Raw genomic sequence first — 25,337 nt, forward strand, 5'->3', positions numbered from 1 at the left:
CTCAGCGGGGCAGGACCGTGCCGAGCCCCTGTGCGCGGGCTTGCGCGACGGCGAGATGCGCCAGGGCCAGGTCGGCGAAGGCGACGCCGCGGAAGGCGAAGAGCGATCGCCCCGCGGCTGCCGTCGGATGTGGCGCTCCGGCCAACGCGATCAGGTCATGCTGGAAGGCGACGGTGCTGACGGGGTTGCCGTCGACGCCATAGGGCGCGCGCGACTGTTCGAGGCTGTCGGTGGCCAGCAGGTTGAAGGCCGGCAGCGTCTCCGGCTTCCAGCTCCGCCCCGTGTCGACCGCTACTGCCAAGGCGGTCGGCTTCAGACGCCGCGCATCGAGGAAGGGCGTCATGCCCGCCGCGCCCGGCACCATCGAGATCACGATATCGCTGCGGGCAAGCAGCGCGTCGGCATCATCGAGGATGTCCGCAGCAAGTCCGGCTGCGCCCGCCGCTTCGGCAAGGCGCTCGGCGGAGGAGCGGCTGCGGCTCAGCATCAGCGCGTTGGTCAGGCCGGGAAAGAGATCGCGGAAGGCGGCGAGATGGGCGTGAGCCTGCAAGCCGCAGCCGACGAAGCCGATGGTCCGGGGATTGGCCGATGCCAGGAGCGACGCCGCAGCGGCGCTGATCGCCGCGGTGCGGATCAGGGTGATCTCGTCGCCGTCCAGCACTGCCAGCGGCTGGCCGGTCTCGTAATCGCTGACGCAGATCAGCGCGCTCACGGCCGGCAGCGGCGAGCCGGCGGCGACGGGCGCCATCGCCACCCATTTCACCGTGGCGATCCCTTGCGCCGAGGAGGCCGCCGTCATCGCCTGGAAGCCATGGCCGGGGCCGAGCGTCAGGGTGCTCTTCGGCAGGCTGCGGGTCAGCCCGGTGGCATAGTCACGAAAGCCCTGGAGGACGGCCTCCCGTGCCGCAGCGGGCGGGATGGACAAGGCCCGGATGTCGTCGCGCGACAGATAGAGCAAGGCGTCTGTCATCCCGAGAACTCCCTGACGGCAAGGCATGGCGGCCCGCGAGAGCCGACTTCAAAGCGGAATACAGCCGCGCTTGGCCGGCGTCGAGACGGCGGCACGCGCACTAGCCCGATCTGAATCACAGCATTGACATCTTCATTAACCGGCGTATCGTTCCTTTTATTGCAACTCTAGTTCCATTTAGTGGAACTTTCAAGGTTGACCCCGATGTCCATCCTATCGTCGGCCGTGGATGTGCTTCGCTGCTTTTCCAGCACGCGTCACGACGTGACGGTGACCGATCTGGTTTCTCTGCTGGGCATGCCGAAGAGCAACGCCTCGCGCCTGCTGCGGGCGATGCGGGACGAGGGGCTGCTGGAAACCGTCGGCGACAGCAAGCGCTATCGCCCCTCGCTGCTGCTCAATCAGGTCGGCCATCTCTATCGTTTCGCCGCTTCGCTGATCGACCGCGCCGATGCGGTGGTCGGCAAGATCTCCGACCAGATTGGGCATACCGGCTATATCAGCGTCCGGCGCGGCAACGAGATCGTCGGCGTCACCGCCCATCCCGGGCGCCATGCGCTGCGCGTCGTCACCGCGATCGGCGACCGCATCCCCGCCTTCGCTTCCAGCACCGGCCGCGCTTTGCTCGCCAGGCTGTCGGACGACGAGGTCCGCGCGCTCTATCCGGAAGGCTTCACCGCGCCGTCCGAAACCGCGCCGCAGACCATGGATGAGCTGCTGGCTCGCCTGGCTGTCGTCCGCCGGGCCGGCTTCGCCGAATCCCATGACGAGGCGGTGCGCGGCGTGCGCGCCATCTCGGTCGCCGTTGGCGATCCCGCTACCGGCGATGAGGTTGCGATCTGCATCTCCTTCCCGGCGGCCACAGTCGAGCCGGCCGAGCGCCTCGCCATCGTCCGGTCTCTGGGAGAAGGCGCCGCCGAGATCGCGGCCCTGACCCAGGACAAGCGCTTCTATCCCCTGAACCTTTCCATCGCGGAGACCGCTCCATGAGCAATCGTTGGCGTATCGGCTTCGACATCGGCGGCACCTTCACCGATTTCATTCTCTATGACTCGCAGGAGCGCTCGGTCCGGCTGCACAAGCGCCTGACCACGCCGCACGATCCCTCGGAAGCCGCGCTGATCGGCCTCGGCGAACTCGTCGAGATGGCCGGGATCACGCTCGCCGATGTCGGCGACATCGTCCATGGCACGACGCTCGTCACCAACGCCGTGATCGAGCGCAAGGGTTCCAAGCTCGGGCTGATCACCACCAAGGGCTTCCGCGACATCCTCGAAATGGGGACGGAGCAGCGCTACGACATCTATGATCTCTTCCTGACCTTCCCTGACCCGCTGGTCTCGCGGGAACACCGCCTCGAAGTGGCCGAGCGTATCGACCGCGACGGCAAGGTCGTGACCGCGCTCGATGCGGAAGCCGTGCGCAATGCCGCGCGCGAGCTCGCCGCCGCCGGCTGCGAGGCGATCGCGGTCTGCTTCCTCAACAGCTATCGCAACCCGGCGCATGAGCAGGAAGCCGGCCGCATCGTCCGCGAGACCTGCCCGGAGCTCACCGTCTCGCTGTCGAGCGAGGTCGTGGCCGAAATCTGGGAGTACCAGCGCTTCGTCACCACGGCCGCCAACGCCTATGTTCAGCCGCTGATGCGCCGCTATCTGCAGCGGCTGGAGCGCGAGCTTGCGGCCCGCTGCTTCACCGGCGCGCTCCGGCTGATGCACTCGGCCGGTGGCCTCGTCTCGCCCGAGACAGCGCGCACCTTCCCGATCCGCCTGCTCGAAAGCGGCCCGGCCGGCGGCGGCCTCGCCACCGCGCTCTTCGGCGAGCTCGCCGGCCACAAGGACGTGATCTCCTTCGATATGGGCGGCACCACCGCCAAGGCCTGCATGATCGAGGACGGCCGCGCCGAGATCGCGCCGATGCTGGAGGCCGGCCGGGTCAACCGCTTCGCCAAGGGCTCCGGCCTGCCGATCAAGGCGCCGGTGATCGACATGATCGAGATCGGTGCCGGCGGCGGCTCGATCGCGGCGATCGACGAGGTCGGCCTGCTCAAGGTCGGCCCGCATTCGGCCGGCTCCGATCCCGGCCCCGCCTGCTACGGCATGGGCGGCACCAAGCCGACCGTGACCGACGCCAATCTCGTGCTCGGCTATTACGATCCCAACTTCTTCCTCGGCGGGCGCATGGCGCTCGATCTGGAGGCGGCCCGCAAGGCCGTCTCGACCGTCGCAGCCCCGCTCGGCCTCTCGGTCGAGGAGGCGGCCTGGGGTATCCACAAGGTGGTGGTCGAGAGCATGGGCGCTGCCGCCCGCGTCCATCTCGTCGAGAAGGGCAAGGATCCCCGCCATTATGCCATGGTCGGCTTCGGCGGCGCCGGTCCCGCCCATGCCGTCGACGTCGCCCGCGTGCTCGGCGTCAAGCAGGTCATCATTCCGCCGGCCTCCGGCGCGGCCTCGGCGCTCGGCTTCCTCGCCGCGCCGCTCTCCTTCGACATGGTGCGCTCGCTGCCGGTCGAGTTCTCCGAGGGCTTCGACGCGGCCGCGGTCAACGCCATGCTCAGGGATCTCGAAGCCGAGGGCCGCAAGCACCTGATCGAGGCCGGCGTGAAGCCGGAGGACGTCACGGTCGAGCGCTCGGCCGATATGCGCCTTGTCGGCCAGATGCACGATATCGCTGTGACGCTGCCGGCCGGCGCCATCGATGCCGCGAGCCTGGAGGCGATCCGCGCCGCCTTCAGCACCGCCTATTCCGCCCGCTATACCTCGGTCTATGAGGGCGCGCGGCTGGAGGCGATCAACTTCCGCGTCCGCTGCGCCGGCCCGGTGCCGACCCTGTCGCTCTCCGGCGCGGCCGGCGGCGGCGATGCGGCCGCCAAGGTCAAGGGCACGCGCTGCGCCTGGTTCGAGGGCGGCTGGAGCGAGGCGACGGTCTATGACCGCTATGCGCTGCGTTCGGGAGACAGGATCAGCGGCCCGGCCATCATCGAGGAGCGCGAGGCGACCACTATCGTCCCGCCCGGCGACAGCGTCGCCATCGACGACGTCCTGAACCTGATCGTCCATGTCGGCCAGGCCAATGCCGCCGAGACCTCGATCACCGCCGACATGCCGCTGGCCGAGGCGGCGCGCCGGATCGAGGCCGATCCGATCTCGCTCGAGATCATGTGGAGCCGGATGATCAACGTCGTCGAGGAGATGTGGCTGACGGTCTGCCGCACTGCCTTCTCGCTGGTGATCTCGGAAGCGCAGGATTTCGCCTGTGAGCTGCTCGACCCCGAAGGCGAGACGCTGGCGCACAGCCCGCGCGCCATGCCGGTGTTCAACCTGACGCTGCCGCGCGCGGTCAAGGCGCTGCTGGAGCGCTACCCGGCCGAGACGCTGAAGCCCGGCGACGTGCTGATCACCAACGATCCCTGGCTCTGCGCCGGCCATCTCTTCGACATCGCGGTGGTGACGCCGGTCTTCCTCGGTGACCGTGTCGTCGGCCTGATGGGCACGGTGGGCCATGTCTCCGACATCGGCGGCACCAAGGACAGCTTGCGGGCCCGCGAGATCTACGAGGAAGGTTTCCAGATCCCGCCGATGAAGCTGTTCGAGGCCGGGAAGATCAACGAGACGCTGGTGCGCCTGTTGGCTGAGAACGTGCGCAATTCCGAGCAGGTTCTCGGCGATCTGCACTCCTTCGTCGCGGCCAATGCCATCGGCGCCGAGCGGTTGCAGTCCTTCCTGACCGACTACGGCATGCAGGATCTGCGTGCGCTCGCCCATGTCGTGCAGAGCCGCTCTGAGAAGGCGATGCGCGAGGCGATCCGTGCGCTGCCGGACGGCACCTATCACGGCACCGTCTCGAACAATCCGCTGGGTACGCCGATGACCTATCCGCTGGCGCTGACGGTCAAGGGCGATGCGATCCATCTCGACTTCGCCGGTGCGCCGCCGCAGCTGCCGCAGGGCGGGCTGAACTGCACGCTCAATTACACGATGGCGCATGCGACCTATCCGCTGAAATGCATGCTGACGCCGAATGTGCGTGGCAATGCCGGCTGCTACCGCGCCTTCTCGATCGATGCGCCGAAGGGCTCGATCCTGAACTGCGACAAGCCGCTGGCGGTGAACCTGCGCACGCGCACCGGCTGGTATCTGGCGCCGAACATCTTCCGCGCCCTGTCGCAGGCGGCGCCCAGGCAGGTGCAGGCCTTCACCGGCCTCCCCGTTGCGGCGAGCGTCTATGGTCGCGACCCGGCCGGCGACACCTACTCCGACATGCTCTTTGTCGGCGGCGGCCAGGGCGGCTCGGCCCATGGCGACGGCAAGTCGGGCCTGCTCTATCCGACCTCGGCGGCCAACACCTCGATCGAGACCTTCGAGTCGCGTGTGCCGGTGCTGGTGGTCGAGAAGACCTACCTCACCGACTCCGGCGGCGCCGGCCAGCATCGCGGCGGCCTCGGCCAGCGCGTGCGGCTGCGCAAGCTCTCCGATGACGGGCTGCCGACGCTGGTCTCGCTCTATCCGGAAGGCGTCAACAACCCGATGCCGGGCCTGTTCGGCGGCAAGGCCGGCGGCGGCGCTTCCGGCCGGGTCATCGACGAGCAGGGCCATGTGCTGAAGGACGTCGGCACCGGCGAGCTCGTCCAGGTCAAGCAGCCGCATGAGATCGTCGAGCTCGTGCTTGCGGGTGGCGCCGGCTACGGCCCGGCCTCCGAGCGCTCGCGGGAGACGATCGCCCGCGACATCGCGCTCGGCCTGGTTTCACCGGATGCGGCCAAGCGCGACTACGGCATGCAGGGAGCGCATGCCACGCAGGATGTCGGCGAGGCCAAGGCCGGCATCCTGGTTGCCTGACGAGCGCAATCGAAACGCAAACAGCCCGCAAGGGGCGACTATGGGGACTGAGGCATGAACAATCCGACTAAAGGGGTGCCTCAGCGGCACCCCAGCCTATTTGAGCCGGCGACGCTGCTGCTCATTGCCGTGCTCTGCGTCTTCGGCGCGATCATCGGCATGCAGCTTCTGGTGTCGCTCGGCATTACCGCCAATACCTCGCTGATCGGCGCACTCGCTGCCATGGCCCTGGCGCGCGTGCCGCTCGCGGTTTTCGCCCGCTACCGCTCGATCCATGTGCAGAATCTGGCCCAGAGTGCGATCTCCTCGGCCACCTTCGGCGCGGCGAACAGCCTGCTCCTGCCGGTCGGCATTCCCTGGCTGCTTGGCCGGCCGGACCTCGTGCTGCCGATGCTGGCGGGCGCCTTCTTCGCGATGCTGCTCGACGCCTATCTGCTCTACCGGATGTTCGATTCCCGCGTCTTCCCGGCGACCGGCGCCTGGCCGCCGGGCGTCGCCGCCGCCGAGGCGATCAAGGCCGGCGACGAGGGCGGCCGCAAGGCGGTGCTGATGGGCATCGGCTTTGGCACCGGCGTCGTCGCCTCCTTCATCAAGATCCCGCTGGCCTGGATCGGCTTCGCCGGCTCGACTGCGGTCAGCGGCATTCCGATGTCGGCCTTCGGCGTCGCCTTCATCGGCAACATCTGGGCGCTGCTGATGTTCGGCATCGGCCTGCTGCTGCGCGGCTATTCCGGCCAGCTCTTCGGCGGGCCGGCCTTCGCGAACCTGATCCCGAAGGGCGACCTGATGGCCGCCTATATCCCTCACGGCTTCATGATCGGCGCCGGCCTCGTCGCGCTGCTGCAGGTTGCACTGCTGCTGTTCCGGCGCAGCGATGCCGCCAAGGCGGGCGAGCCCAAGGCTGGCGTCAGCGATGCGGAGGTGCGCCGCGCGCTCGGCCTCGGCACGGTCGGCTATCTCGTCATCGCGGTGTTCATCGCCGTGGTCGGCGGGCTGATGAGCGACATGTCGGTCGGCATGCTGATCCTGTTCGTGCTCTATGCCGCCTTCGCGGCCTATGTGCATGAGCTGATCGTCGGCCTCGCCGCGATGCATTCCGGCTGGTTCCCGGCCTTTGCGGTGGCGCTGATCACGCTGATCATCGGCATGCTGATCGGCTTCCCGATGCCGGCGCTGGCGCTGCTCGTCGGCTTCTCGGCCGCGACCGGACCCGCCTTCGCCGATATGGGCTATGACCTGAAGGCCGGCTATCTGCTGCGCGGCAATGGTGCCGATCCCGCCTTTGAGCTTGATGGTCGCCGCCAGCAGCTCTTTGCCGCGATGTTCGCCTTCGTGGTTGCCGGCGCCGTCGTGCTGTTCTCCTATCAGTCCTTCTTCGACCAGAACCTCGTCGCTCCGGTGAACAAGGTCTATGCCGCGACGATCAAGGCGGGTGTTGCGCCCGGCGTCGCCTGGCAGCTCTTCCTCTGGGCGATCCCCGGCGCGATCCTGCAGTTCATCGGCGGGCCGAAGCGGCAGATCGGCGTGCTCTTCGCCACCGGCCTCCTCATCAACTTCCCGATGGCGGGCTGGGCGGTGCTGGCCGGCATCCTCTGCCGGCTGATCTGGGAGAAGCTGCGCGGCAAGAGCGGCGAGGGCGACATGGAGGTCTTCGCCGCCGGTGTCATCGCCGGAGACGCGATCTTCTCCTTCTTCGACTCGGTCGCGAAGAACTTCAAGCGCTGAGCCCGATCAGGCCCGGACGGGAAACCGCCCGGGCCTTTTGCCTCTATACAGGGCGGGACCATGAGCAAGCTCGGAACCCTCACCATCGGCCAGGCGCCACGGGCCGACATCACGCCGATCCTCGACGCTGTGCTCGATGCGAGCCTGCCGCGGCGCCATGCCGGGGTGTTGGATGACCTCAGCCGCGCCGAGATTGAGCGCGACTTTGCGACGGAGCCGGGCCAGCCGGTGCTGATCACCAGGCTCCTCGACGGCAGCTCGGTCGTCATCGACCGCGCCCGCACCGAAAGAGCGGCGCAGCGCAAGCTCGCCTTGCTTGAGGCTGAGGACTGCAGCACCATCCTGATGCTCTGCACGGGGCATTTCGAGAGTCTGAGTACTGAGAAGGCGCGGCTCGTCGAACCCGATCGCATCCTGCCTGCGGCCGTGGCAGCGCTGACGCAGGGCGTGCAACTCGGGATCATCGTACCTCTCGCCGAGCAGATCTCCTCCGAGGCCGGAAAATGGGCGCCGCTCGGCCGTGCTTCGCTCTATGCCGCCGCTTCGCCCTATGGCGGCCCCGGCGCGTCGGTCGCAGAGGCTGCACGCGAGTTGGCCGGGCGCGGTGCCGAGATCCTGCTGATGGATTGCATGGGCTTCGTCGAGCGGCATCGCCGCGAGGCGGCGGAGGCCGGCCTGCCGGTCATCCTCTCCAACAGCCTGATCGCCAAGCTGGTGTCCGAGATCGTCTGACGGCGACGACAGGCCGTGAAATGCAGAAAGGCCGCCCGGAGTTATTCCCCCAGACTTGGGTACATAGTTTGGCGAAGAACAGGCCCTGGCGGTTTCCAAAGCTCCTCAGTGAGGGGCTTTTTGAACGCTGCAAAGCGTGAAGCTTACCCATAATCATACATCAGATGGCGCAGCTTGGCTTGAATCACTTTCGCGAACACAAGCATTCACAGTAGGTGGCGGCGCGGCGCAACTGGTCCGGATTGCGCAGCCGCGCAGCTGGGCCAGATTCTTGTCCGTGGCGATATCGGAGCGCGCCCGCAAGCGATGCCATTGTGCCGCCAGCAGCAGCAAGCGTTGCGATTACCGGGCTCCTCCGTTTGCCAAAGTCGGCAGCCTGTTAACCGGTGGTAGCATGCCGAGGAGATGCACTAGCTCGCGCTGATTGCCGGCGCCGGTCTTGCGCAGGACGCTGGCTATCTGCGTGCGCAGTGTGTTGTCCGAAACCCGATGCTCGGCGCCGAACTCGGCCAGCGAATGACCTGCAGCCACCGCGAGGGCAAGCCGAGTTTCTGCTGCTGTAAGCGGAAACAGTTGCTGCAGCACGGCGGCGTCGAGCGTCGTGCAAGCGTTCTCGGACCTGAAGGTGACGAACACACGTCCCGGCTGACCACCGAGCCGCATCGGCAGGGGCGTCGCCAGGACGAACACTCGTGCGCCGTCCGCAGTGGTCAGGATCATGGTCCCGCCGCTGCCACCAGCCGCGGTCTCGCTGATCAAGGTGATGAGCTGTCGCGACTCGACCGGGCTCGGCACGCCGATACCTTGCCGCAATGCGAGGTTGAGTGCGCCGCTCGCTTCCAGAGTTTCGGCAGCGCCGTTTGCAAACAGAACACGGCCCGCTCCGTCGCAAATCACACAGCCGAAAGCGAGAGATTCCAGGGCCGCGAATCCGATCATGCCATGCAGACCAGAGGCCAACCTCTGGCGCAGCTGCATCGCTCTTTGAAGATGCGGCACGAGACCTTGCAACCGGGCGACATCATCGTCGCTAAAATTCGGACTTCCCCGGGCTCGATGAACGCCGAGCTGGAGTACCTGGTTGGGGCCGATCGAAATGCCCGGCGCTCCCATAACCCGAACGGTATCGTGCACACACATGAAGTCCGTATAGAACTCCGTTCGCTCCAGCACCGGCTCCGGAAGGATATCCGTGAAGCGGGAGATGCGCGTCGGGCAGCGCGCCATCGCGATCGGGAGGCAGGGATTTAATCTGTGGTAGTAAGCGATATAGGCCTGCCTCACCTTGTCTGGAAGATTGTGGGTGACCGCCTCGTCGAAGGCATGTCCGCAGAGGATGCTCACCGCTGCGCTGCTCCCGTCGCCGACCGCCATCACGATTGCTGCCAACCCCTGGAGCCCCTGCGGATCGAGCGCCGCATCATAGATATCGGGGATGATTGCAGGCTGATGCGCCAATGATCTGCAGCTCGTCCGCTTTGCAGTTCCGGCCATTCTGAGGCCCTCCCCACCAAAATAGGACGCCAAGCCAGAATAACGGCCGTAAGGGTAACCGCATTTTGAATCTTTTGCATATCATTGATTCAAGTGATGGCGTGCGCCGATCATTAAGCTACCGTTGGGAAGCCGAACCCAGGAAATCTATCTATCTGCGTTTTCGGGAAGAAAATGCATGTTAACGCTATCTATCTTTGTTGCTTTTTCCCAGAAATAAACTCTATCAATAGAACAAACTTCACTTGAAATAATTGAATGTATAAAAATCAAGGTTAAAAGCAATGCAATGATTTCTCTGTCCGTTGCAAAGAATTAATCGGAGTTAGTACAGTGTCGTGCGAGGTATCGCTTAAAACTTGCCCCTGATCAGGTCCGCGCCGCTTCATTGATTGCTCTCTTTGAGTCGGAGCAACCACAGCGCGTCGAAAGCCATGATGGCCAGGTGGCCGGAGTCCTTGTCTGAGCGAAGCGGGCCAGGGTGGCCAGGCCTGCGCGTGGCCACCCTTCCTGCCTGAAGTCGCCGCCTCGCAAATCCGAAGACGGAATATGCTTATGGAAAGGTGGCGCGATCCGAATCCGGCCCCGTATTCCTCGACATCCGGACCTGGCGGCGTCGACGAGCTGCATTCCCCCCCGGAGCTTCGTTCGGCGTTGCGCGGCTGCGGCCGAGTCATGCTCGCAATAGGCGTCATTACCGCAACGCTGAACGTCTTGTATCTCACAAGCTCGATGTTCATGCTCGAGGTCTACGACCGCGTCGTCCCCAGTCGCAGCGTGCCGACGCTTGTCAGCCTTGCTCTGCTGGCTCTTGGGCTCTTCGCTCTTCACTGCTTGTTGGATGTCATCCGCATGCGCGTGCTGATCGATGTCGGCGGTTGGGTCGATCGGGCACTCAGCGATCGCGTTTACGACATGGTCGCTCGCCTGCCGCTGAGAACGCGGGTGGGCGGAGATGGTCTGCAGCCGCTGCGCGATCTCGAACAACTGCGGTCATACCTGTCGGGGCTCGGCCCAACGGCGCTGTTCGATCTTCCCTGGATGCCCTTCTACCTGGGGCTTTGCTATCTGTTCCATCCGCTCATTGGCCTCACGGCGCTCGCCGGCTCGATCGTGCTGGTCGTTTTGACGATCCTGACAGATGTCTTAACGCGGTCGCCCGTCCAGCAGGCCACCCGCGAATCCGCAAGCCGCAATGCCCTGATCGAGGCGAGTCGACGCAACGCGGAGGTGCTCGAGGCTATGGGAATGCGCCCGCGTGTCGCGACCCTCTGGGCGGGCACCAATGCCAGGTACCTTGGCAGTCAGCAACGCGCGGCCGCAATTGCCGGGACGCTGGGTTCGATTTCCAGGGTTCTGCGCCTCGTCCTGCAATCCGCCGTACTGGCGGTCGGCGCCTATCTCGTCATCAACCAGGAAGCGACCTCCGGCATCATCATCGCCGGCTCAATTCTGACGTCGCGCGCCCTGGCGCCCGTCGAACTGGCGATTGCGCATTGGAAAAACCTGGTCGCAGCTCGCCAGGGCTGGCATCGACTCCGGAAACTCGCGATGCAGCTTCCGCCCCCGTCGCTGCCAACCGCGCTCCCGGTCCCTCGGAAACATCTGACCGTCGAAACCGTCTCGGTTGCACTGCCCGGTGACCAACGGGTCGTCGTGCAGGACGTGTCTTTCGTACTGAAGTCCGGTCAAGGACTCGGCGTCGTAGGCCCAAGTGCCTCGGGCAAGTCGTCTCTGGTGCGGGCCATCGCCGGCGCTTGGGCGCCCGTGCGCGGCAAGGTAAGGCTCGATGGGGCCGCGCTCGATCAGTGGACCGCGGATGCGCGCGGCCGGCATGTCGGCTACCTCCCCCAGGACGTCGAGCTGTTCGCCGGCACCGTGGCGCAGAATATCTCCCGCTTTGAAGAGAAACCCGATGACAGTGCGATCGTGGCGGCGGCCGAAGCTGCCGGTGTCCATGCACTCGCGCTGCGGCTCCCGGATGGCTACGACACCCAGATTGGCGAGGGCGGGGCCGCTTTATCCGCCGGCCAGCGTCAGCGCATCGCGTTGGCTCGGGCACTGTATCGCGATCCGTTCGTCGTCATCCTGGACGAGCCGAATTCCAATCTCGACGCAGAAGGCGATCAGGCACTCACACATGCCATCATGGGAGTGCGCGCGCGGGGCGGAATCGTCGTCGTCGTGGCGCATCGCACCAGCGCCCTTGCAGGTGTCGACCAGGTGCTCGTGATGGTGGACGGGCACGCTCAGGCTCTCGGGCCCAAAGATCAGATTCTGAGGCAGGTCGGCCGGCCGCAGTTCAGGCCTCAGCCTGTCAGAATCGTGTCGGGAGGCGGCTAGCCATGGCCATCGGAGACGCCAGAGTTCCATCCTCGATACGCTGGAACCTGCGCGCCGGCGCGGCCGGTGTGCTCATCTTTTTTGGCGGCGTTGGCGGTTGGGCAGCGACGACGGACCTTGCCGGCGCCGTCATTGCGGCGGGCAGCCTTGTCGTGGATTCGGACGTCAAGAAGGTCCAGCACCCGACCGGTGGCATTGTCGGGCAGTTGTATGTGCGCGACGGCGATCAGGTGAAAGGCGGCGACATCGTCGTCCGCCTCGACGACACGACGACGCGGGCCAACGTCGCGGTGATGGAAAAGAGCCTTGACGAGCTCGGGGCGCGGGGTGCGCGACTCCAAGCCGAGCTGGACGACGCGCAGACGATCGGTTTTCCAGCTGATTTGCTGAGCCGATCATCCGACCCGGTTGCCTCGCGTGTCATGGCAGGGGAGCAAAGATTGTTTCAATCCCGGCGTGCCGCGCGCGCTGGTCAGAAAGCGCAGTTCGGACAGCGGATCAGCCAGCTTGAGAAGCAGGCTCAGGCCATCGAGGAGCAAGTCGCGGCCAAGCAACTCGAGATCGATCTGATCGGCCGAGAACTCAAAGGCGTTCGCACATTGTGGCAGCAGAACCTGATTCAAATCAGCCGCCTCACGATGGTTGAACGTGATGACGCGCGAATCCGCGGCGAGCGCGGCGCGTTGCTTTCTTCGATAGCCCAGGTGAAGGACAAGATCGTCGAAACGCAGCTTCAAATCATTCAAGTCGATCAGGACCTTCGCGCCGAAGCTGGAAAGGATCTGGCGGAGATTAGAGCCAAGACATCGGAGCTTGTTGAAAAGCACGTGGCTGCGGAAGACCAGTTGAAGCGCGTCGATATCCGAGCGCCTCAGGACGGCAAGGTGCATCAGCTCACCGTTCACACCATCGGGGGGGTGATCAACGCGGGCGAACCGATCATGCTTATCGTCCCTGAAGAACGTCTCGTTGTCGAGGTCAGGATTGAGCCGCGTGACATCGACCAGGTCAAGATTGGCCATGCAGCCGTGCTGCGATTTCCGGCGTTCAACCAGCGTACGACTCCCGAGCTGAACGGAGAGGTCGATCGGGTTTCGGCCGATGTCAGCCAGGATCAGAAAAGCGGCGCAAGATTTTATACCGTGCGGATTACCATTCTTGATAACGAACTTGCGCGACTGAAGGATTTTTCTTTGATACCAGGCATGCCTGTCGAAGCATTTCTTCAAACTGGCCGGCGAACCGTGATGTCATTTTTGATCAAACCGATCTCTGATCAGGTATCTAAAGCCTGGCGTGAGCGTTGAACATAGCGTTATGCTGGCATTGAATATATTTCCCATAAATTTTTAAGATGGATTTTATTGTTTATTTCTTCGAAATTGATCTCACCTTGGTTAAATTTAGTGTTTCGCTTTATCTGGATCAGGTTGGCGAGTTCTACGAGTGCCGACGAAGGACCCCTACAAGCCATTCCTGAGCATCCTCGCCAAGGAGCGCTCTCGCTGTGCCTGAGAGGATTGTTCGATGTCAGCGATCCGCCTTGCCGTGGCTGACGACAGGCCTGCAATCGAACGTATCGTCGATGCCGCCTATAGCGTTTATATCGAGCGCATGAGATCAATTATCCATATGATGATGCTAATTCATCGATCTTATCATGAAGTGCTGCAAGGCGTAGCGATGGGCGTCCCCAAGCAGGTGGAGGCCCAGAATGAAGAGATTCACGCATCCGGCGGTTTCACCCAGCGATGACGGCACTGTCGCCATCGCCTTCGGGAAGCATATTGTGCGCGTTCTCGCCGAAGACACCGGCGGCTCCTGCGGCATGCTCGAAGCGATCGTGCCGGCTGGCGAAGGCCCGCCGCTTCACGTGCACGAACGCGAGGACGAGTTCTTTCGCATCCTGACCGGCCGCTTCGGCTTCTGGTGCACCGGCGAATATGTGGAGCTTGGCGAAGGCGGCTGCATCGTGCTGCCGCGTGGCATCCCGCATTGCTTCCGGAATATCGGCCGTGAGGAAGGACGCCTGATGGTGCTCGTCACGCCAGGCGGGTTCGAGAGCTTCTTTCCGACGGTTGAGCGCTGCGAGCCCGTAAAACCGGCACAGATCTCCTCCGTCGCCAGGGATTTCGGCCTCAGCTTCCTGCTCGACGAAAATTGCAAGGTCGCTTGAACCTGCGGGCCGTCCCGAAACACTGTATCAAGAACCTCAACAACGGTCCCCTGAAGGAGACCGAAGGATAACGCGCATGCCTTCCAACGAAAACGGAATGACCCTGACGACCGGCCAGCTGGATGCCTATCTCGCAAGGATCGGGATCGACCGGCCGGTTTCTCTGGACCTTCAGAGCCTGTCGAGGCTTCACTACGCCCATCTCATGACCTTCACCTGGGAGGCGCTGGATGCCTTCATGGGATGGCCATCCTCGATCACCCCGGCCTCCGCCTTCGCCAAGATGGTCGAAGGCAGGCGCGGCGGCTGGTGCTACGAGATGAACGGCCTCTTCGGCGCAGCGCTCGATGCGCTCGGTTTCCGGGTGACCCGCCTATGCGGCGGCGTCAAGCGTGAAGAGTTGGGCGACGTCGCGATCGGCAATCACCTGACCCTGCGTGTCGATCTCGACCGCCCCTATCTCGCCGAGGTCGGCGTGGCCGACGCCATCATCGAACCCGTGCCGCTTGCTGTCGGACCGATTAGCCAGCGCGGCTTCGATTTTTCGATCGCTCCGGCGGAGGACGGCTGGCTGCGCTTCAACAACCACCCACATGGCATCGCACCGAGCTTCGATTTCCGGGCCGACCACAGCGACGAGGCCGCCATGGCCGCTACGCATGGCTGGCTGATGCAGGATCCCGGCTCGCCGTTCACAAATGCGCTGGCGGTCCTGCGTCATACCGCGGACGGCTATGTCGCCTTGCAGAACGATCGCTTGCGCAGCGTGACGCCGGGCAGCGTTCGCGAGCAGCGCATTACCAGCGCCGATCATCTCGCTGACACGTTCGAGACCGTTTTCGATCTCGATGTTCCCCAGTCCACACAGGTCTGGGACAGAATCCAGGTGGTTGGCCGCGACAAGGCGGCCTGAATAGCCCCCTTTCAACACAAGGTAGGGGACCCAACCAAACGATTGTCAAGATTGGGAGATTCGTTCCGAACAGGCTCGACCGCGACGCCATGCCTGTCGGCATGGCCAACTCGCTGCGATCACGCCGGCAGGCGGGCGTGCCTTGTCTTTCCGGTCACCCATCCGTGGACGATCTGCTCGAGGATCGTCAGCAGCCTTTCGGAGTTCTCGCCATCCTGGCGGAAGATGTAGAGTTCCTCCGCCGGGTCGATGCGCGGGGTGCCGCCGAAGCTGTAGCGGGTGGCCGACCGCGCCGTGGCCGACCGCGGTCACCGGCGAGAAGCGACCTTTTGCCGGCAGGAACCTGAAACAATTGAAACACAGCAGACGCCCGCGACGGGATCGAGCTGAAACAGAGAGGCGGGAGAAAAGGCCATCGCGCAACTGGAGCGCGGCCAAACAAGGAAAGGAACCCCGTCATGACCCGCATTCGCACCCTTGCCCTCGCCGCAGCCCTTTCCGCCATCGCCCTCGGTAGCGCGCAGGCCGGCAGAATGAGCGGAACTGGCGGCATGAACGGCATCAGCCTCAACGGCATGTCGATCAACGGGTGGGGCAACGGCCTCAACGCCAACGGCCTCAGCATCAACGGTCTGGACAGCCGCAACGGTCTTGGGTCCGACAATGGCCTCGGTTCCGAGAATGGCTTCGGTGCGATTAACGGCCTCCCGACCTTCAACGCCTTGGGAACCAACGGTATCCCCACCCTCAACGGCATGAGCATCAACGGCCTGCCGCTCACGAACGGCATCGATGCCTCGGCGAAGGCCGGGCACGCCATCCTTGAAATCCGCCTTGCCGACGGCACCGTCGCCCGTACCGGCCGCTGACGGCATCGGTCGATCGCGCCATTCCTGGGAGAAGCCACCATGTCCAAGTCGAGCCTGATGCTGGCCGCCGCCATCGCCATGTCCGTCGTCTCGCCGATCGCGCAGGCGGCCGAAACGCCGGCGCGGATCGTCGAGATCGCCGCCGAGCGGGGCGACCTCAGGGTGGCCTTCGCCGACGGCCGGATCCTGAGGGGCGAGGACCTGAAGGGCGCGACCATCTCGATTGCCGGCTTGAAGGATCTCAAGGTCGCCGACGTCCAGGTCGATCCGACGGACAAGCAGCATGAGATCCGGCTCTTCGAGTTGCTTCGGCAGGACGAGGCCGGCGAATGGCGGTCGATCTGCAACAAGGCCTATGACGGGCGCACCAGCGCGCTCGTCATGGGCGACCCCAGGGATCCCACCAGGATCACGATCACCTGCGCCGCCGGCAATTACGGCAAATGCGCCCGCTTCGGCTATGCGCCCTGGCGCCAGGCGCCGGACGGGCGGCCGATGGAGCTCTGGCACCAGGCCTGCCTGAAGATGCTGCCGGCCGAATATGGCGGCAACGGCGTGCCCCATACGGTCAACGGCATGAAGATCGACATTTTCGACTTCATCGGCATCAACACCCCGGATTCGGAGGACGAAATGCCGTTCGAGGCCGGATGGACGCCGAACGGAGCGGTCTGCGTGGCCCATGCCCGCGTGCCGAAGGTTGCGACGCTCGCCGATGTCGCCGCGGCCTTTCCCGCCTTGCCCACCGGCAGCGAGCACTGCACGCAGGAGGCCGCGCGCGCAGCCGGGGCGTTGGTGCTGAACCGCTCGCTGATCCAGTAGGCTCCCGGCACGATCAGGCAGGGCCCGCGGTTTCGCCGCGGGTTCTTCGCGTACGCGTCTCAGCGGTCCGGAACGTAGATGTAGCCGGCGCCGCGCACGGTGCGGATCACCAGCGGGTGAGCCGGGTCCTGCTCGATGCGCACGCGCAGCCGCGTGATGCGGATGTCGATGCTGCGCGGCGTGGCCGAGGCCTCCGATCCCGCGGTCTTCTCCAGCAGCGTTTCGCGCGACAGCACCTTGTTGGGATGCGCCGCGAAGACGCTGAGCAGCTGGAACTCGGCCGGCGTCATCGATTCCGGCGCGCCGTCACGATTGGTGAGGCGCGCCCCGTCGGGATTCAGCAGCAGTCGCCCGAATGAGACGGGTCTCGCCGCATCCGAGCCGCCGCCGCCACTTGCGGCCGGCGCGAGGGTGCGGCGGATCACGGAGCGGATCCGGGCCTTCAGCTCGCGCAGGTCGAAGGGCTTCGTGACGTAGTCGTCGGCGCCGACTTCCAGCCCGATGACGCGATCGACCACCTCTCCGGCGCCTGTGACCAGCACGATCGGCGTCGAGGTCGCCTTGCGCAGCCGGCGCGTGATCGAAAGCCCGTCCTCCCCCGGCATGCCCAGATCGAGCAGGATGAGGTCCGCCGGCTCCTGCGCCAGCGCGGCGTCGAGTTCCGCGCCGCCGGCGACGGTGCGGACCGCGAAACCCTGCCGGGTGAGATAGTCGGTGAGCAGATCCCGGATGTCGGCCTCGTCGTCCACGACGATCAGCCGTGCCCGGTCGGGCGCAGTCATACGCGGCGGTTCCCCAAGCGGCATTCTACCCTTACGTCATGGGCAACACTCAGGCGTTGTCAAGCGCACCCAGGACGAGCCGGTAGCCGAGGCTGCGGACGGCCTCGATCACCGGCTGGCCACCGCCTTCCAGCTTGCGGCGCAGCCGCGCGATGCGCCGGTCGACGGCCCGGTCGCTCGCCTCCTCGTCGCTGGCCGGTGCCCGGTCGAGCAGGGCGTCGCGGCTATGGATGCGGCGGGGATCGTCGAGAAAGCATTTCAGCAGGGCGAACTCGGCCGGCGACAGCCGGGTCTCCCGCCCCGCGGCGTCGATGACCGACTGCGCCGCGAGGTCGATGAAGGCGGCCCCCAGCCGCAGCAGGCGCCCGGTTCGGCCACAATCCCGGCCGATGCGCCGGAGCAGGCTGCGGACGCTCGCCAACAACTCACGGGGATTGATCGGCTTGTCGAGGAACTCGTCGCCATGGACCTCCAGCCCCATGATCCTGTCGAAAGGCGTCGCCGCGCCGCTGAGGAAGAGGATGCCAGGCATCCCCTCACTCGCCTCGCTCGCAAGCCAGTCCGCAAGGTCGATGCCGTTCTCCTGGCCCAGATGCAGGTCGAGCACGACGACGTCCGGCCGGAAGAGTCCGTAAGCCAGCTTCATTGCCGCCCCGTCGGTGGCGGTACGCACCGAGAAACCGCCGCGCAGCGAAAGATAGTCCGCCAGCGTAGCCGCGAGCTCGGCCTCGTCATCGACCAGCAGGATCTTCGGGGTTGCTGCCATGGCATGGGGCTCGGGCGGCTTGTCGTCGTTTGGGGAAATGCTAGACCTCGGAGGGCGAGCTAAGCCGCAGATGGCCGCCACGGCAATGGCGGAATTCCGCCGGCTGTCCGGCCGCGTCCGGGGGCGGGACTTTGGGGACAGAGCGGAAGGAGCCGGCGGTGCTGCTGGCGGGGGGCGGTGAACTGCTCGCGGCCATGGCCCCCCTGCTGCGGGCACGGGGCCTGCGGGCCGTCGAAATGGGCGGCGATGCCTCGCTGCGCCAGGCCGTCCGCGCCGCGAATCCCGGTGTCGTGGTGCTGGCGGCGGACGGCGCGGGCGAGCCAGTGCGGGCGCTTTGCGGCTGGTTGCGCTCCGTCTCGACTGCGGGGCTAATCGTGATCGCCGGATCGGGGCAGGCGGTGGATCGCGTCGTCGCACTGGAAAGCGGGGCCGACAGCGTACTCGAACCGCCCGTGGAGCCGCGCGAGCTCCTGGCCCGCATCCGCGCGCTGCTGCGCCGCCCGGCCGCCGGGTTGCTTGCTCCACCCGCCGAGCTGGCCGGACCGGGGGAACGGACCGTCGCGATCGGCGGCTGCCGTTTCGAATGCGAGGCGCAGCGGCTGTTCGATCGCACCGGGCAGGAAATCCGCCTCTCCGCGCGGGAGCTTGCGCTGCTGTCCATCTTCGTCGAACGGCCGCGACGCGTGCTGTCGCGCGGCCAGCTGGCGCAGATGATGGGCTGCGAGGCGGACGGGACCGAAAGCCGGGCGGTCGACGCTGCGATCAACCGCCTGCGCCGCAAGCTCGAGGCCGATCCGCTGCAACCCCTCCTGATCGTCACCGTCAAGGGCGAGGGCTATCGCTTCGAACCGGCTCACTCCGCCGACTGCCGCGGGTAGGATGTCGCGATCATGACGCCGGAAAGCAGGGCAAAGGCGGCGCTCCAGGCTTCCCGGACCTGCGCCGTGAAGCCCGCTCCGAGTCCTTTGGCCAGCGTGTCGAGCAGGGCCTGGCCGACCGTGGCGTAATGGCTCTCTTCCACGCCATAGGCCAGGTGCCGGACGGCGAGCGCCTCGACCTTGGGCAACAGTGTGCCGGGTCGCTCCAGCCCGGCGACCACCATTGCTAGCGCGCTCATGAGCTTCCGGCCCTGGCTGGCGAGGTCGGTGCCGGCGAAGAGCGGTTCGAGGGACGGGTCGAGTTCGAAGAGCCGCTCGTAGAAGAGCCGGGCGGCGGCGTCCCGGATCGGCAGGATTTCGGCGAAGCTCGTCTTCAGCAGGGAGATGTGATGCGGTTGCACGGTTGGTTCCTTCGTCGATGCGCATCCTGTCTCGCCATGGGGCCAGGCGCGCGGGACGGCATGGGCTGGCGGCCGCATCGTTGGGATGGCGGTCGCTGCGCCGAAGCCCGGAAAAGGGAGCCCCGCTGCCTGGTGAGCCGCGAGGCGGAGCCGGCAGGGCGTCGCTCAGGGCGCCGGGCGGGCGACCGTACCGTCTGCGAGGCGAATCTCGATGATGGCATGGCCCGCCTGCGCCGAAGCGACGATGCCGTTCGCCTGGCCGAGACCGTTGCCGCTGATCAGCCCGTTGATACCCATACCATTCGACTGGCCGACGCCGTTGATCGACAGGCCGTTCGGGTTGACGCCGTTCGAGCCCATCGACCCGCTGGGCCCTCCGGCCTCGGCGGCGCAGAAGGTGGCGGCGGAGAAGGCGGCGGCGAGGGCGAGGGTGATGATGCGGGTCATGATGGTGTCCTTCCTTGGGTTCAGCCGCGCCTCGTTGCGCGATGGCCCTTTCTCACCCGCGCCTGCTGCAAATTGATCCCGCCGCAGCGCCTGCAATGTTTCAATTGTTTCAGGCCGCTGCCGCTTGGAAAGGGTCTCGCGTTGCCGTAATCCTGCGCGGCGGGGGAAAAGAAGAATGTCGCGTCCGTTTGTGATGAACGAGCTGGAGACGTCCGGCGGGGCCGGCGAATTGCTTCCGGCCGCGGCCAGCGACCCGGAATTCCTGCACGCGCTGTTCGATTCCATTCCCTGCCGGGCCGTCGTGCTCGATCGCGACGCGGTGTTCCGCTACGCCAACCGCGAGTTCCTCGATTTCGCCGGGCAGGCCGGTGATACGGTGATCGGCCGCTCGCTCGGCGAGGTGCTGGGCGAGGCCGTGGCGCAATCCTATGCGACGCTGATGGAGCGGCTGCTCGCCGGCGAGCGGGTGCGCCGGGAGGGCTGGGCCGATTACGGGCCGCGCGGCCGGCGCTATGTGCAGGAGACGCTGACGCCCTGGCGCCATGGCGGTGGCCCGGTGGCCGGCGTCATCGCCATCGTGCGCGACATGACCGATCTCAAGGCCAATGAAGCGGCGCTGCAGGCGACCGAGGCCTACAACGCGGCCATCGTCAGCACGGCGCTCGACGGCATCGTCGTCATCGGCGACGAGGGCACGGTGGTCGACTACAACCCGGCTGCCGAGGCGATCTTCGGCTATCCGAAGGCGGAGGTGATCGGCCGGTCGATCTCCGATCTCATCATCCCGCCGGAATTCCGCGCGGCGCATGCCGAAGGCATGAAACGCTATCTGACGACGGGCGAAAGCCGCATCCTCGGCCGGCGGCTGCAACTCGAGGCCTTGCGCGCGGACAGCCGGCGCATTCCCATCGAGCTCGCCATCACCGATGTGACGCGCAATGGCAAGCCGCTCTTCGCCGCCCATATGCGCGACCTCACCTCCGAGCGCGAGGCGAGCGCCGAGATCGAACGCCAGCGCGAGGCGCTCTACCAGAAGGAAAAGCTCGCCGCACTCGGCTCGCTGCTCGCCGGTGTCGCCCATGAACTCAACAATCCGCTGGCCATCGTGCTCGGCCAGGCGACGTTGCTGCGCGAGATCCTGGAGGAGGACGATCCGGCGACGCTGGATGCCGCCGCGCTCGCCGAGCGCTGTGCCAAGATCGAGAACGCCGCCAATCGCTGCGGCCGGATCGTCAAGAGCTTCCTTGCCATGGCCCGCCAGCGCAAGGGCGAGCACCAGCGCGTGGACATTCCCGAACTGCTGGCCGATGTCGTCAACCTCGTCGGCTACAATCTCCGGAGCTCGGGCGTGGAGGTGGAGACCGAGATCGCTCCCGCCTTGCCGGTCCTGATCGCCGATCGGGACCAGCTCCACCAGGTCATCGTCAACCTTGTCGTCAACGCCCATCAGGCGCTGGACGAGAAGGGCGGAACCGACCGCCGCATCAGGCTGAAGGCCGCTTGCGTCACGGGCGGCGACGCGATCGAGATCAGTGTCTCCGACAACGGGCCGGGCATTCCGCCGGCCATCCGCTCGCGCATCTTCGAGCCGTTCTTCTCGACCAAGCCGCAGGGCTACGGCACGGGCATTGGGCTTGCCATCTCGCGTGGGCTGGTCGAGACGCATGGGGGCACGCTCGAACTCGGCGAAGGCGAGGCGCCGGGCGCGACCTTCCTGATCCGCCTGCCGATTGCCGGAATCGGGGAGAACGTCGGCGAACCTGCACCCGCAAAGGCGGCGCGCGGTAAGGCGCCGGCCCCTTCGCGCGGAACCGTGCTGGTCGTCGACGACGAAAAAGACATCGTCGAGCTGCTCACCGACATGCTGCGGCAGCTCGATTTCGAAGTCGTCAGCACGCAGAGCGGCAAGGCGGCCATCGCGATGCTCGGAGCCATGACGGCCCCGCCCGATGCGATCATCTGTGACATCCGCATGCCGGACGGCGACGGTCCGTTTTTCTATGGCTGGCTCGAAGCGAACCATCCGGAGCTCCTGTCCCGGATCGTCTTCCTGACCGGCGATTCGCTCGGCCCTTCGGCGAGCCGTTTCCTGGCGAGGAGCAAGAGCCCATCGTTGGAAAAGCCATTCTCTCGGGCTGATATCGCCACGATGCTGGAAGACATGATGGGCCGCAGCCGGATCGGTTAGAGCAGTTTGAAGTCGCACAGAAACGGCAGTACCGATTCCAGGGTGTCGGTTCGGCAACGAGGCCGTGATGACAGCGCCCCTGTCCCAGTATTTGTGCATTTGCTGGGCACGCGTTCTTCGCCGGGATGAAGAAGGGCGCTCTGTTCGTCAACACAGCACGGGGAGCGCTTGTCGACGACGAGGCCCTGATCGGCGCGCTCGCGAGTGGACATGTCGCTCATGCGGCGCTGGATGTCTTCACGACGGAACCGCTTCCTTCGACCAGCCCGTATCTGAAGCTCGCAAACGTCACGCTGAGCGCGCATGCCGCGTTCAAGACGAGACGCGCTTCCACTCGCCTTCTGCCGCGCGGGATGTCGCTCGCGGTTGAAGAGCTGTGCAAAGTCGGAGAAGTCGTGCCCGCTGGGGGCGCCATAGATTCGGCTGGCTGAATTTGGGGATTTGATCCGTTCGATAAGCAGTTCAGGATCATGTCGTGAGTTTCACGACACGCCCTCTGTGACCGTTAACCAGGTACGGCGCGGCCGTATTGATACCTCGTTGACGAGCCCGAAAACGATCGCGCGACAATGCCCGGTTTCGGGCAAAGTGCCGATGTCCGGAATTGGCGCAATCGAGATCAGCTCGGGAGGTTTAGCTCGGGCGAGTTCGCGCAAGACGGCAGGCGACGGCCGAGTTGCCGAATAGCGGGTCCCGATGGCTCTTGGAAAATGCTCCGCCATAAAATTTCACTATGGCGGCAGAATGCAGTTGTGGTTTCGCCATCGAGAGGTTGCGACCTAGTCTTTTCCTGCCGGATTACAGGTTCCGGCCAGGATCGAAGCGCATTGCCAGGTGAAGGCGCTTCCGATCCGAACAGCACCGCGACGTAATCGCGGGCCAAAAACGGGAACGGAGTCGGTCATGGCCAATAGTCTTCGCCGCCAATTCGTCTTGGCTCTCGCCGCCACGCCATTCATTGCCGGCTTCGACACGGCTGGGACGGCCTTCGCGCAGGACGGGACGATCAAGCTCGGCATCGTCGCGCCGATGAGCGGGCCGAATGCACGCTACGGCGCCTTCTCGCTGCGCGGCGCGCAGCTCGCGGCGAAGGAGATCAACGAAGCCGGCGGCATCGACGGCCGGAAGATCCAGGTCTTTTCCGCCGACAGCCAGGGCACGCCGGTCGAGGGCGTCTCGGCGACCCGCCGCCTGATCAGCCAGGACAAGGTCGATTTCCTGATCGGCGACGTCTCCTCCTCGGTGACGCTCGCCATGCAGCCGGTGGTCGAGGATGCCGGCGTCCTGTTGATCAACGCGGCCTCCTCCAATCCCAAGATCACCTACGCCGCCGGCGTCGGGGGCTTCCAATGGAGCTTCCGCAACTATCCGACCGATGAGAACCGCGCCCTGGTCGTGGCGCAATATGCGGCCGAGAAGCGCGGCTTCACCAAATTCGCGGTGCTCTCGGTCGATAGCGATTACGGCCGGGCCGCGATCGAGTTCACCAAGAAGTATCTGCCGCGCTTCAAGGGGCAGATCCTGACCGAGGACTATTACAAGGAAGGCGAGGTCGATTTCCGCAGCGTCCTCGCCAAGATCCGCGATTCCGGCGCGCAGGCGATCCTCATGTACGGCCTCGCCGACACCACGCCGATCGTGGCGCGCCAGATGATCGAGGTCGGTCTCGCCGGCAAGATGCCGCTGATCGGCAATGGCGAGTTCAACACCGAGAAGACGATCAAATCCGCCCCCAAGACGATGGAGGGCGCGGTCGAAGCTGCGGCCTGGCTCCCGGCCTATGACAGCGCCAGGAGCAAGGGCTTCGTCGCCAAGTTCACCAGCGAATACCGTGAGGCGCCGAACAATCACGCCTATGTCCATTGGGAGACGGTGCATCTGCTCGGCAAGGCGGTCGAGGCGGCCAAGAGCATCGACCGCGCCAAGGTCCGCGACGCGCTGAAGGCGATCAAATACGACAGCGCCGTCGGCGAGGTGACCTTCGACGACCACAACCAGGCCAGGCTGCCGATGATCCTCCTGCAGATCGAGGGCGGCAAACCCGTGGTCAAGGGCGCCTTCTACGCCGACATCGACTATCCGCGCTGATCCGGCCCGCGAACGACGAGGAGGGTGCCGTGCTGTTCCAGCTGTCCGAGCAGATCGTCAACGGCCTCGTTACCGGCTCGGTCTACGCCATCGTCGCCGTCGGCATGACGATGATCTTCGGCGTGCTCAGGGCGATCAACTTCGCGCATGGCGAATACTACATGCTCGGCACCTTCGGGGCCTGGATCGCGATCGAGTATTTCGATCTGCCCTATCCGCTCTCGGTGGCGGTCGGGGTCATCGCCACCGCGCTGATCGCCGTGGTCGTCGGACAGCTGGTGATGCGGCGCATGGTCGGCATGCCGGCCGAGGCCGGAGTGCTCGCCACGCTTGGCCTGGCGCTCATTCTGCAGAACACGGTGATCCTGCTCTTCGGCGGCGGCTACAAGTTCTTCGAGGGCGGCTATATCGAGCCGGTGACGATCTTCGGCATCTCGCTCGCCGAACAGCGCCTGCTCATCGTCGCGGTCTGTATCCTCGTCTTCATCGGCCTCGAGTTGATGGTGACCTACAGCCGCATCGGCAAGGCGATGCGTGCCGTTTCGCAGAACATCGACTGCTGTGCGGTGGTCGGCATCGATGTGCGCAAGGTCGTGCTCTCGACCTTCGTGCTCGGCGCGGCGCTGGCGGCGCTCTCCGGCGTCCTCACCGCGCCGGTCAATGTCAGCGTCTATGGCGGCATGGGCGAGCTCATCACCTTCAAGACGCTGCCGATCATCATCATGGGCGGCCTCGGCAATGTCCGCGGCACCTTCTTCGCCGCCATGATCCTCGGCATCGCCGAGAGCCTGGTGGCGACCTATGTCGGGCTGCAGTTCCGGGACACGGTCGGCTTCGCGACGCTGATGCTCGTCCTGATGTGGCGTCCCTACGGCTTGTTCTCCGCCCAGGCGCGCTACTGATCCACG

The 25,337-nt window shown here is 65.4% G+C and carries 22 protein-coding genes; 16 read left to right on the forward strand and 6 right to left on the reverse strand.

Features of this window, described 5'->3' with window-relative positions:
- Position 1: 1 nt before the first annotated feature.
- Positions 2 to 970, reverse strand: coding sequence for an ornithine cyclodeaminase family protein (locus tag FQV39_RS20740; protein ID WP_187640003.1), 969 nt, complete (start codon positions 968 to 970; stop codon positions 2 to 4).
- Between the two features lie 204 nt (positions 971 to 1,174).
- On the opposite strand from FQV39_RS20740, the gene FQV39_RS20745 reads away from it, so the two are divergent.
- Genes FQV39_RS20745 through FQV39_RS20760 form a run of 4 tightly spaced genes read left to right on the forward strand, consistent with a single transcriptional unit; the run spans position 1,175 to position 8,262 of the window.
- Complete coding sequence (locus tag FQV39_RS20745) at positions 1,175 to 1,960, forward strand: IclR family transcriptional regulator (RefSeq protein ID WP_149132016.1); 786 nt, start codon at positions 1,175 to 1,177, stop codon at positions 1,958 to 1,960.
- A complete protein-coding gene (locus FQV39_RS20750) occupies positions 1,957 to 5,805 on the forward strand; it encodes a hydantoinase B/oxoprolinase family protein (protein WP_149132017.1) in 3,849 nt (1,282 codons plus the stop codon). Before FQV39_RS20745 ends, FQV39_RS20750 begins: the two co-directional genes overlap by 4 nt.
- A 54-nt stretch (positions 5,806 to 5,859) precedes the next feature.
- Positions 5,860 to 7,530, forward strand: a complete 1,671-nt coding sequence (locus tag FQV39_RS20755) for an OPT/YSL family transporter (protein WP_149132018.1) — start codon at positions 5,860 to 5,862, stop codon at positions 7,528 to 7,530.
- A 60-nt stretch (positions 7,531 to 7,590) separates the two neighbouring features.
- Positions 7,591 to 8,262, forward strand: a complete 672-nt coding sequence (locus FQV39_RS20760) for an AroM family protein (RefSeq protein ID WP_149132019.1) — start codon at positions 7,591 to 7,593, stop codon at positions 8,260 to 8,262.
- 342 nt (positions 8,263 to 8,604) lie between these two features.
- On the opposite strand, the gene FQV39_RS20765 is transcribed toward FQV39_RS20760, so the two are convergent.
- Complete coding sequence (locus FQV39_RS20765) at positions 8,605 to 9,756, reverse strand: helix-turn-helix transcriptional regulator (RefSeq protein ID WP_149132020.1); 1,152 nt, start codon at positions 9,754 to 9,756, stop codon at positions 8,605 to 8,607.
- 555 nt (positions 9,757 to 10,311) lie between these two features.
- Here FQV39_RS20765 and FQV39_RS20770 point away from each other — a divergent pair.
- The 7 genes from FQV39_RS20770 to FQV39_RS20800 all read left to right on the forward strand — a co-directional run bounded on the left by FQV39_RS20770 (position 10,312) and on the right by FQV39_RS20800 (position 16,879).
- On the forward strand, positions 10,312 to 12,099 hold the full coding sequence (locus tag FQV39_RS20770) for a type I secretion system permease/ATPase (RefSeq protein ID WP_149132021.1): 1,788 nt from the start codon (positions 10,312 to 10,314) through the stop codon (positions 12,097 to 12,099).
- 2 nt (positions 12,100 to 12,101) lie between these two features.
- The gene (locus FQV39_RS20775; protein WP_149132022.1) at positions 12,102 to 13,406 is read left to right on the forward strand and encodes an HlyD family type I secretion periplasmic adaptor subunit; all 1,305 of its coding nucleotides are present in this window, start codon (positions 12,102 to 12,104) and stop codon (positions 13,404 to 13,406) included.
- A 220-nt stretch (positions 13,407 to 13,626) separates the two neighbouring features.
- Positions 13,627 to 13,854 carry a hypothetical protein gene (locus FQV39_RS20780; protein ID WP_149132023.1) on the forward strand — a complete coding sequence of 76 codons (228 nt, stop codon included), beginning with the start codon at positions 13,627 to 13,629 and terminating at the stop codon, positions 13,852 to 13,854.
- On the forward strand, positions 13,814 to 14,275 hold the full coding sequence (locus FQV39_RS20785; protein WP_149132024.1) for a cupin domain-containing protein: 462 nt from the start codon (positions 13,814 to 13,816) through the stop codon (positions 14,273 to 14,275). Before FQV39_RS20780 ends, FQV39_RS20785 begins: the two co-directional genes overlap by 41 nt.
- Before the next feature lie 76 nt (positions 14,276 to 14,351).
- Complete coding sequence (locus FQV39_RS20790; RefSeq protein ID WP_472840603.1) at positions 14,352 to 15,188, forward strand: arylamine N-acetyltransferase family protein; 837 nt, start codon at positions 14,352 to 14,354, stop codon at positions 15,186 to 15,188.
- 458 nt (positions 15,189 to 15,646) lie between these two features.
- On the forward strand, positions 15,647 to 16,057 hold the full coding sequence (locus FQV39_RS20795; protein WP_149132026.1) for a hypothetical protein: 411 nt from the start codon (positions 15,647 to 15,649) through the stop codon (positions 16,055 to 16,057).
- A gap of 39 nt (positions 16,058 to 16,096) precedes the next feature.
- Positions 16,097 to 16,879 carry an ADYC domain-containing protein gene (locus FQV39_RS20800; protein WP_149132027.1) on the forward strand — a complete coding sequence of 261 codons (783 nt, stop codon included), beginning with the start codon at positions 16,097 to 16,099 and terminating at the stop codon, positions 16,877 to 16,879.
- Positions 16,880 to 16,938: 59 nt separating this feature from the next.
- Here FQV39_RS20800 and FQV39_RS20805 read toward each other — a convergent pair whose 3' ends face one another.
- Positions 16,939 to 17,661 (reverse strand): response regulator, encoded by a 723-nt coding sequence (locus tag FQV39_RS20805; protein ID WP_149132028.1) that lies wholly within the window; start codon positions 17,659 to 17,661, stop codon positions 16,939 to 16,941.
- Between the two features lie 49 nt (positions 17,662 to 17,710).
- Positions 17,711 to 18,427 (reverse strand): response regulator transcription factor, encoded by a 717-nt coding sequence (locus FQV39_RS20810; RefSeq protein WP_149132029.1) that lies wholly within the window; start codon positions 18,425 to 18,427, stop codon positions 17,711 to 17,713.
- Between the two features lie 158 nt (positions 18,428 to 18,585).
- Between FQV39_RS20810 and FQV39_RS20815 the strand changes: the two genes are divergently transcribed.
- Complete coding sequence (locus FQV39_RS20815; RefSeq protein WP_149132030.1) at positions 18,586 to 19,305, forward strand: response regulator transcription factor; 720 nt, start codon at positions 18,586 to 18,588, stop codon at positions 19,303 to 19,305.
- On the opposite strand, the gene FQV39_RS20820 is transcribed toward FQV39_RS20815, so the two are convergent.
- Complete coding sequence (locus tag FQV39_RS20820) at positions 19,281 to 19,706, reverse strand: globin family protein (RefSeq protein ID WP_149132031.1); 426 nt, start codon at positions 19,704 to 19,706, stop codon at positions 19,281 to 19,283. The genes FQV39_RS20815 and FQV39_RS20820 overlap by 25 nt on opposite strands.
- A gap of 165 nt (positions 19,707 to 19,871) precedes the next feature.
- Positions 19,872 to 20,153: a hypothetical protein gene (locus FQV39_RS20825; RefSeq protein ID WP_149132032.1), complete on the reverse strand. Its 282-nt coding sequence runs from the start codon at positions 20,151 to 20,153 to the stop codon at positions 19,872 to 19,874.
- 175 nt (positions 20,154 to 20,328) lie between these two features.
- Between FQV39_RS20825 and FQV39_RS20830 the strand changes: the two genes are divergently transcribed.
- The 4 genes from FQV39_RS20830 (at position 20,329) to FQV39_RS20845 (ending at position 25,331) form a co-directional block, all read left to right on the forward strand.
- Positions 20,329 to 22,341, forward strand: coding sequence for a hybrid sensor histidine kinase/response regulator (locus tag FQV39_RS20830; RefSeq protein WP_248313093.1), 2,013 nt, complete (start codon positions 20,329 to 20,331; stop codon positions 22,339 to 22,341).
- Positions 22,342 to 22,430: 89 nt separating this feature from the next.
- Positions 22,431 to 22,772 carry an NAD(P)-dependent oxidoreductase gene (locus tag FQV39_RS20835; protein ID WP_472840657.1) on the forward strand — a complete coding sequence of 114 codons (342 nt, stop codon included), beginning with the start codon at positions 22,431 to 22,433 and terminating at the stop codon, positions 22,770 to 22,772.
- A 472-nt stretch (positions 22,773 to 23,244) separates the two neighbouring features.
- Positions 23,245 to 24,429 (forward strand): ABC transporter substrate-binding protein, encoded by a 1,185-nt coding sequence (locus tag FQV39_RS20840; RefSeq protein ID WP_149132034.1) that lies wholly within the window; start codon positions 23,245 to 23,247, stop codon positions 24,427 to 24,429.
- 29 nt (positions 24,430 to 24,458) lie between these two features.
- Entirely contained in the window at positions 24,459 to 25,331 is an 873-nt protein-coding gene (locus FQV39_RS20845; RefSeq protein WP_149132035.1) for a branched-chain amino acid ABC transporter permease, read from the forward strand.
- Positions 25,332 to 25,337 lie beyond the last annotated feature (6 nt).

Source organism: Bosea sp. F3-2 (assembly GCF_008253865.1).
Lineage (GTDB): Bacteria > Pseudomonadota > Alphaproteobacteria > Rhizobiales > Beijerinckiaceae > Allobosea.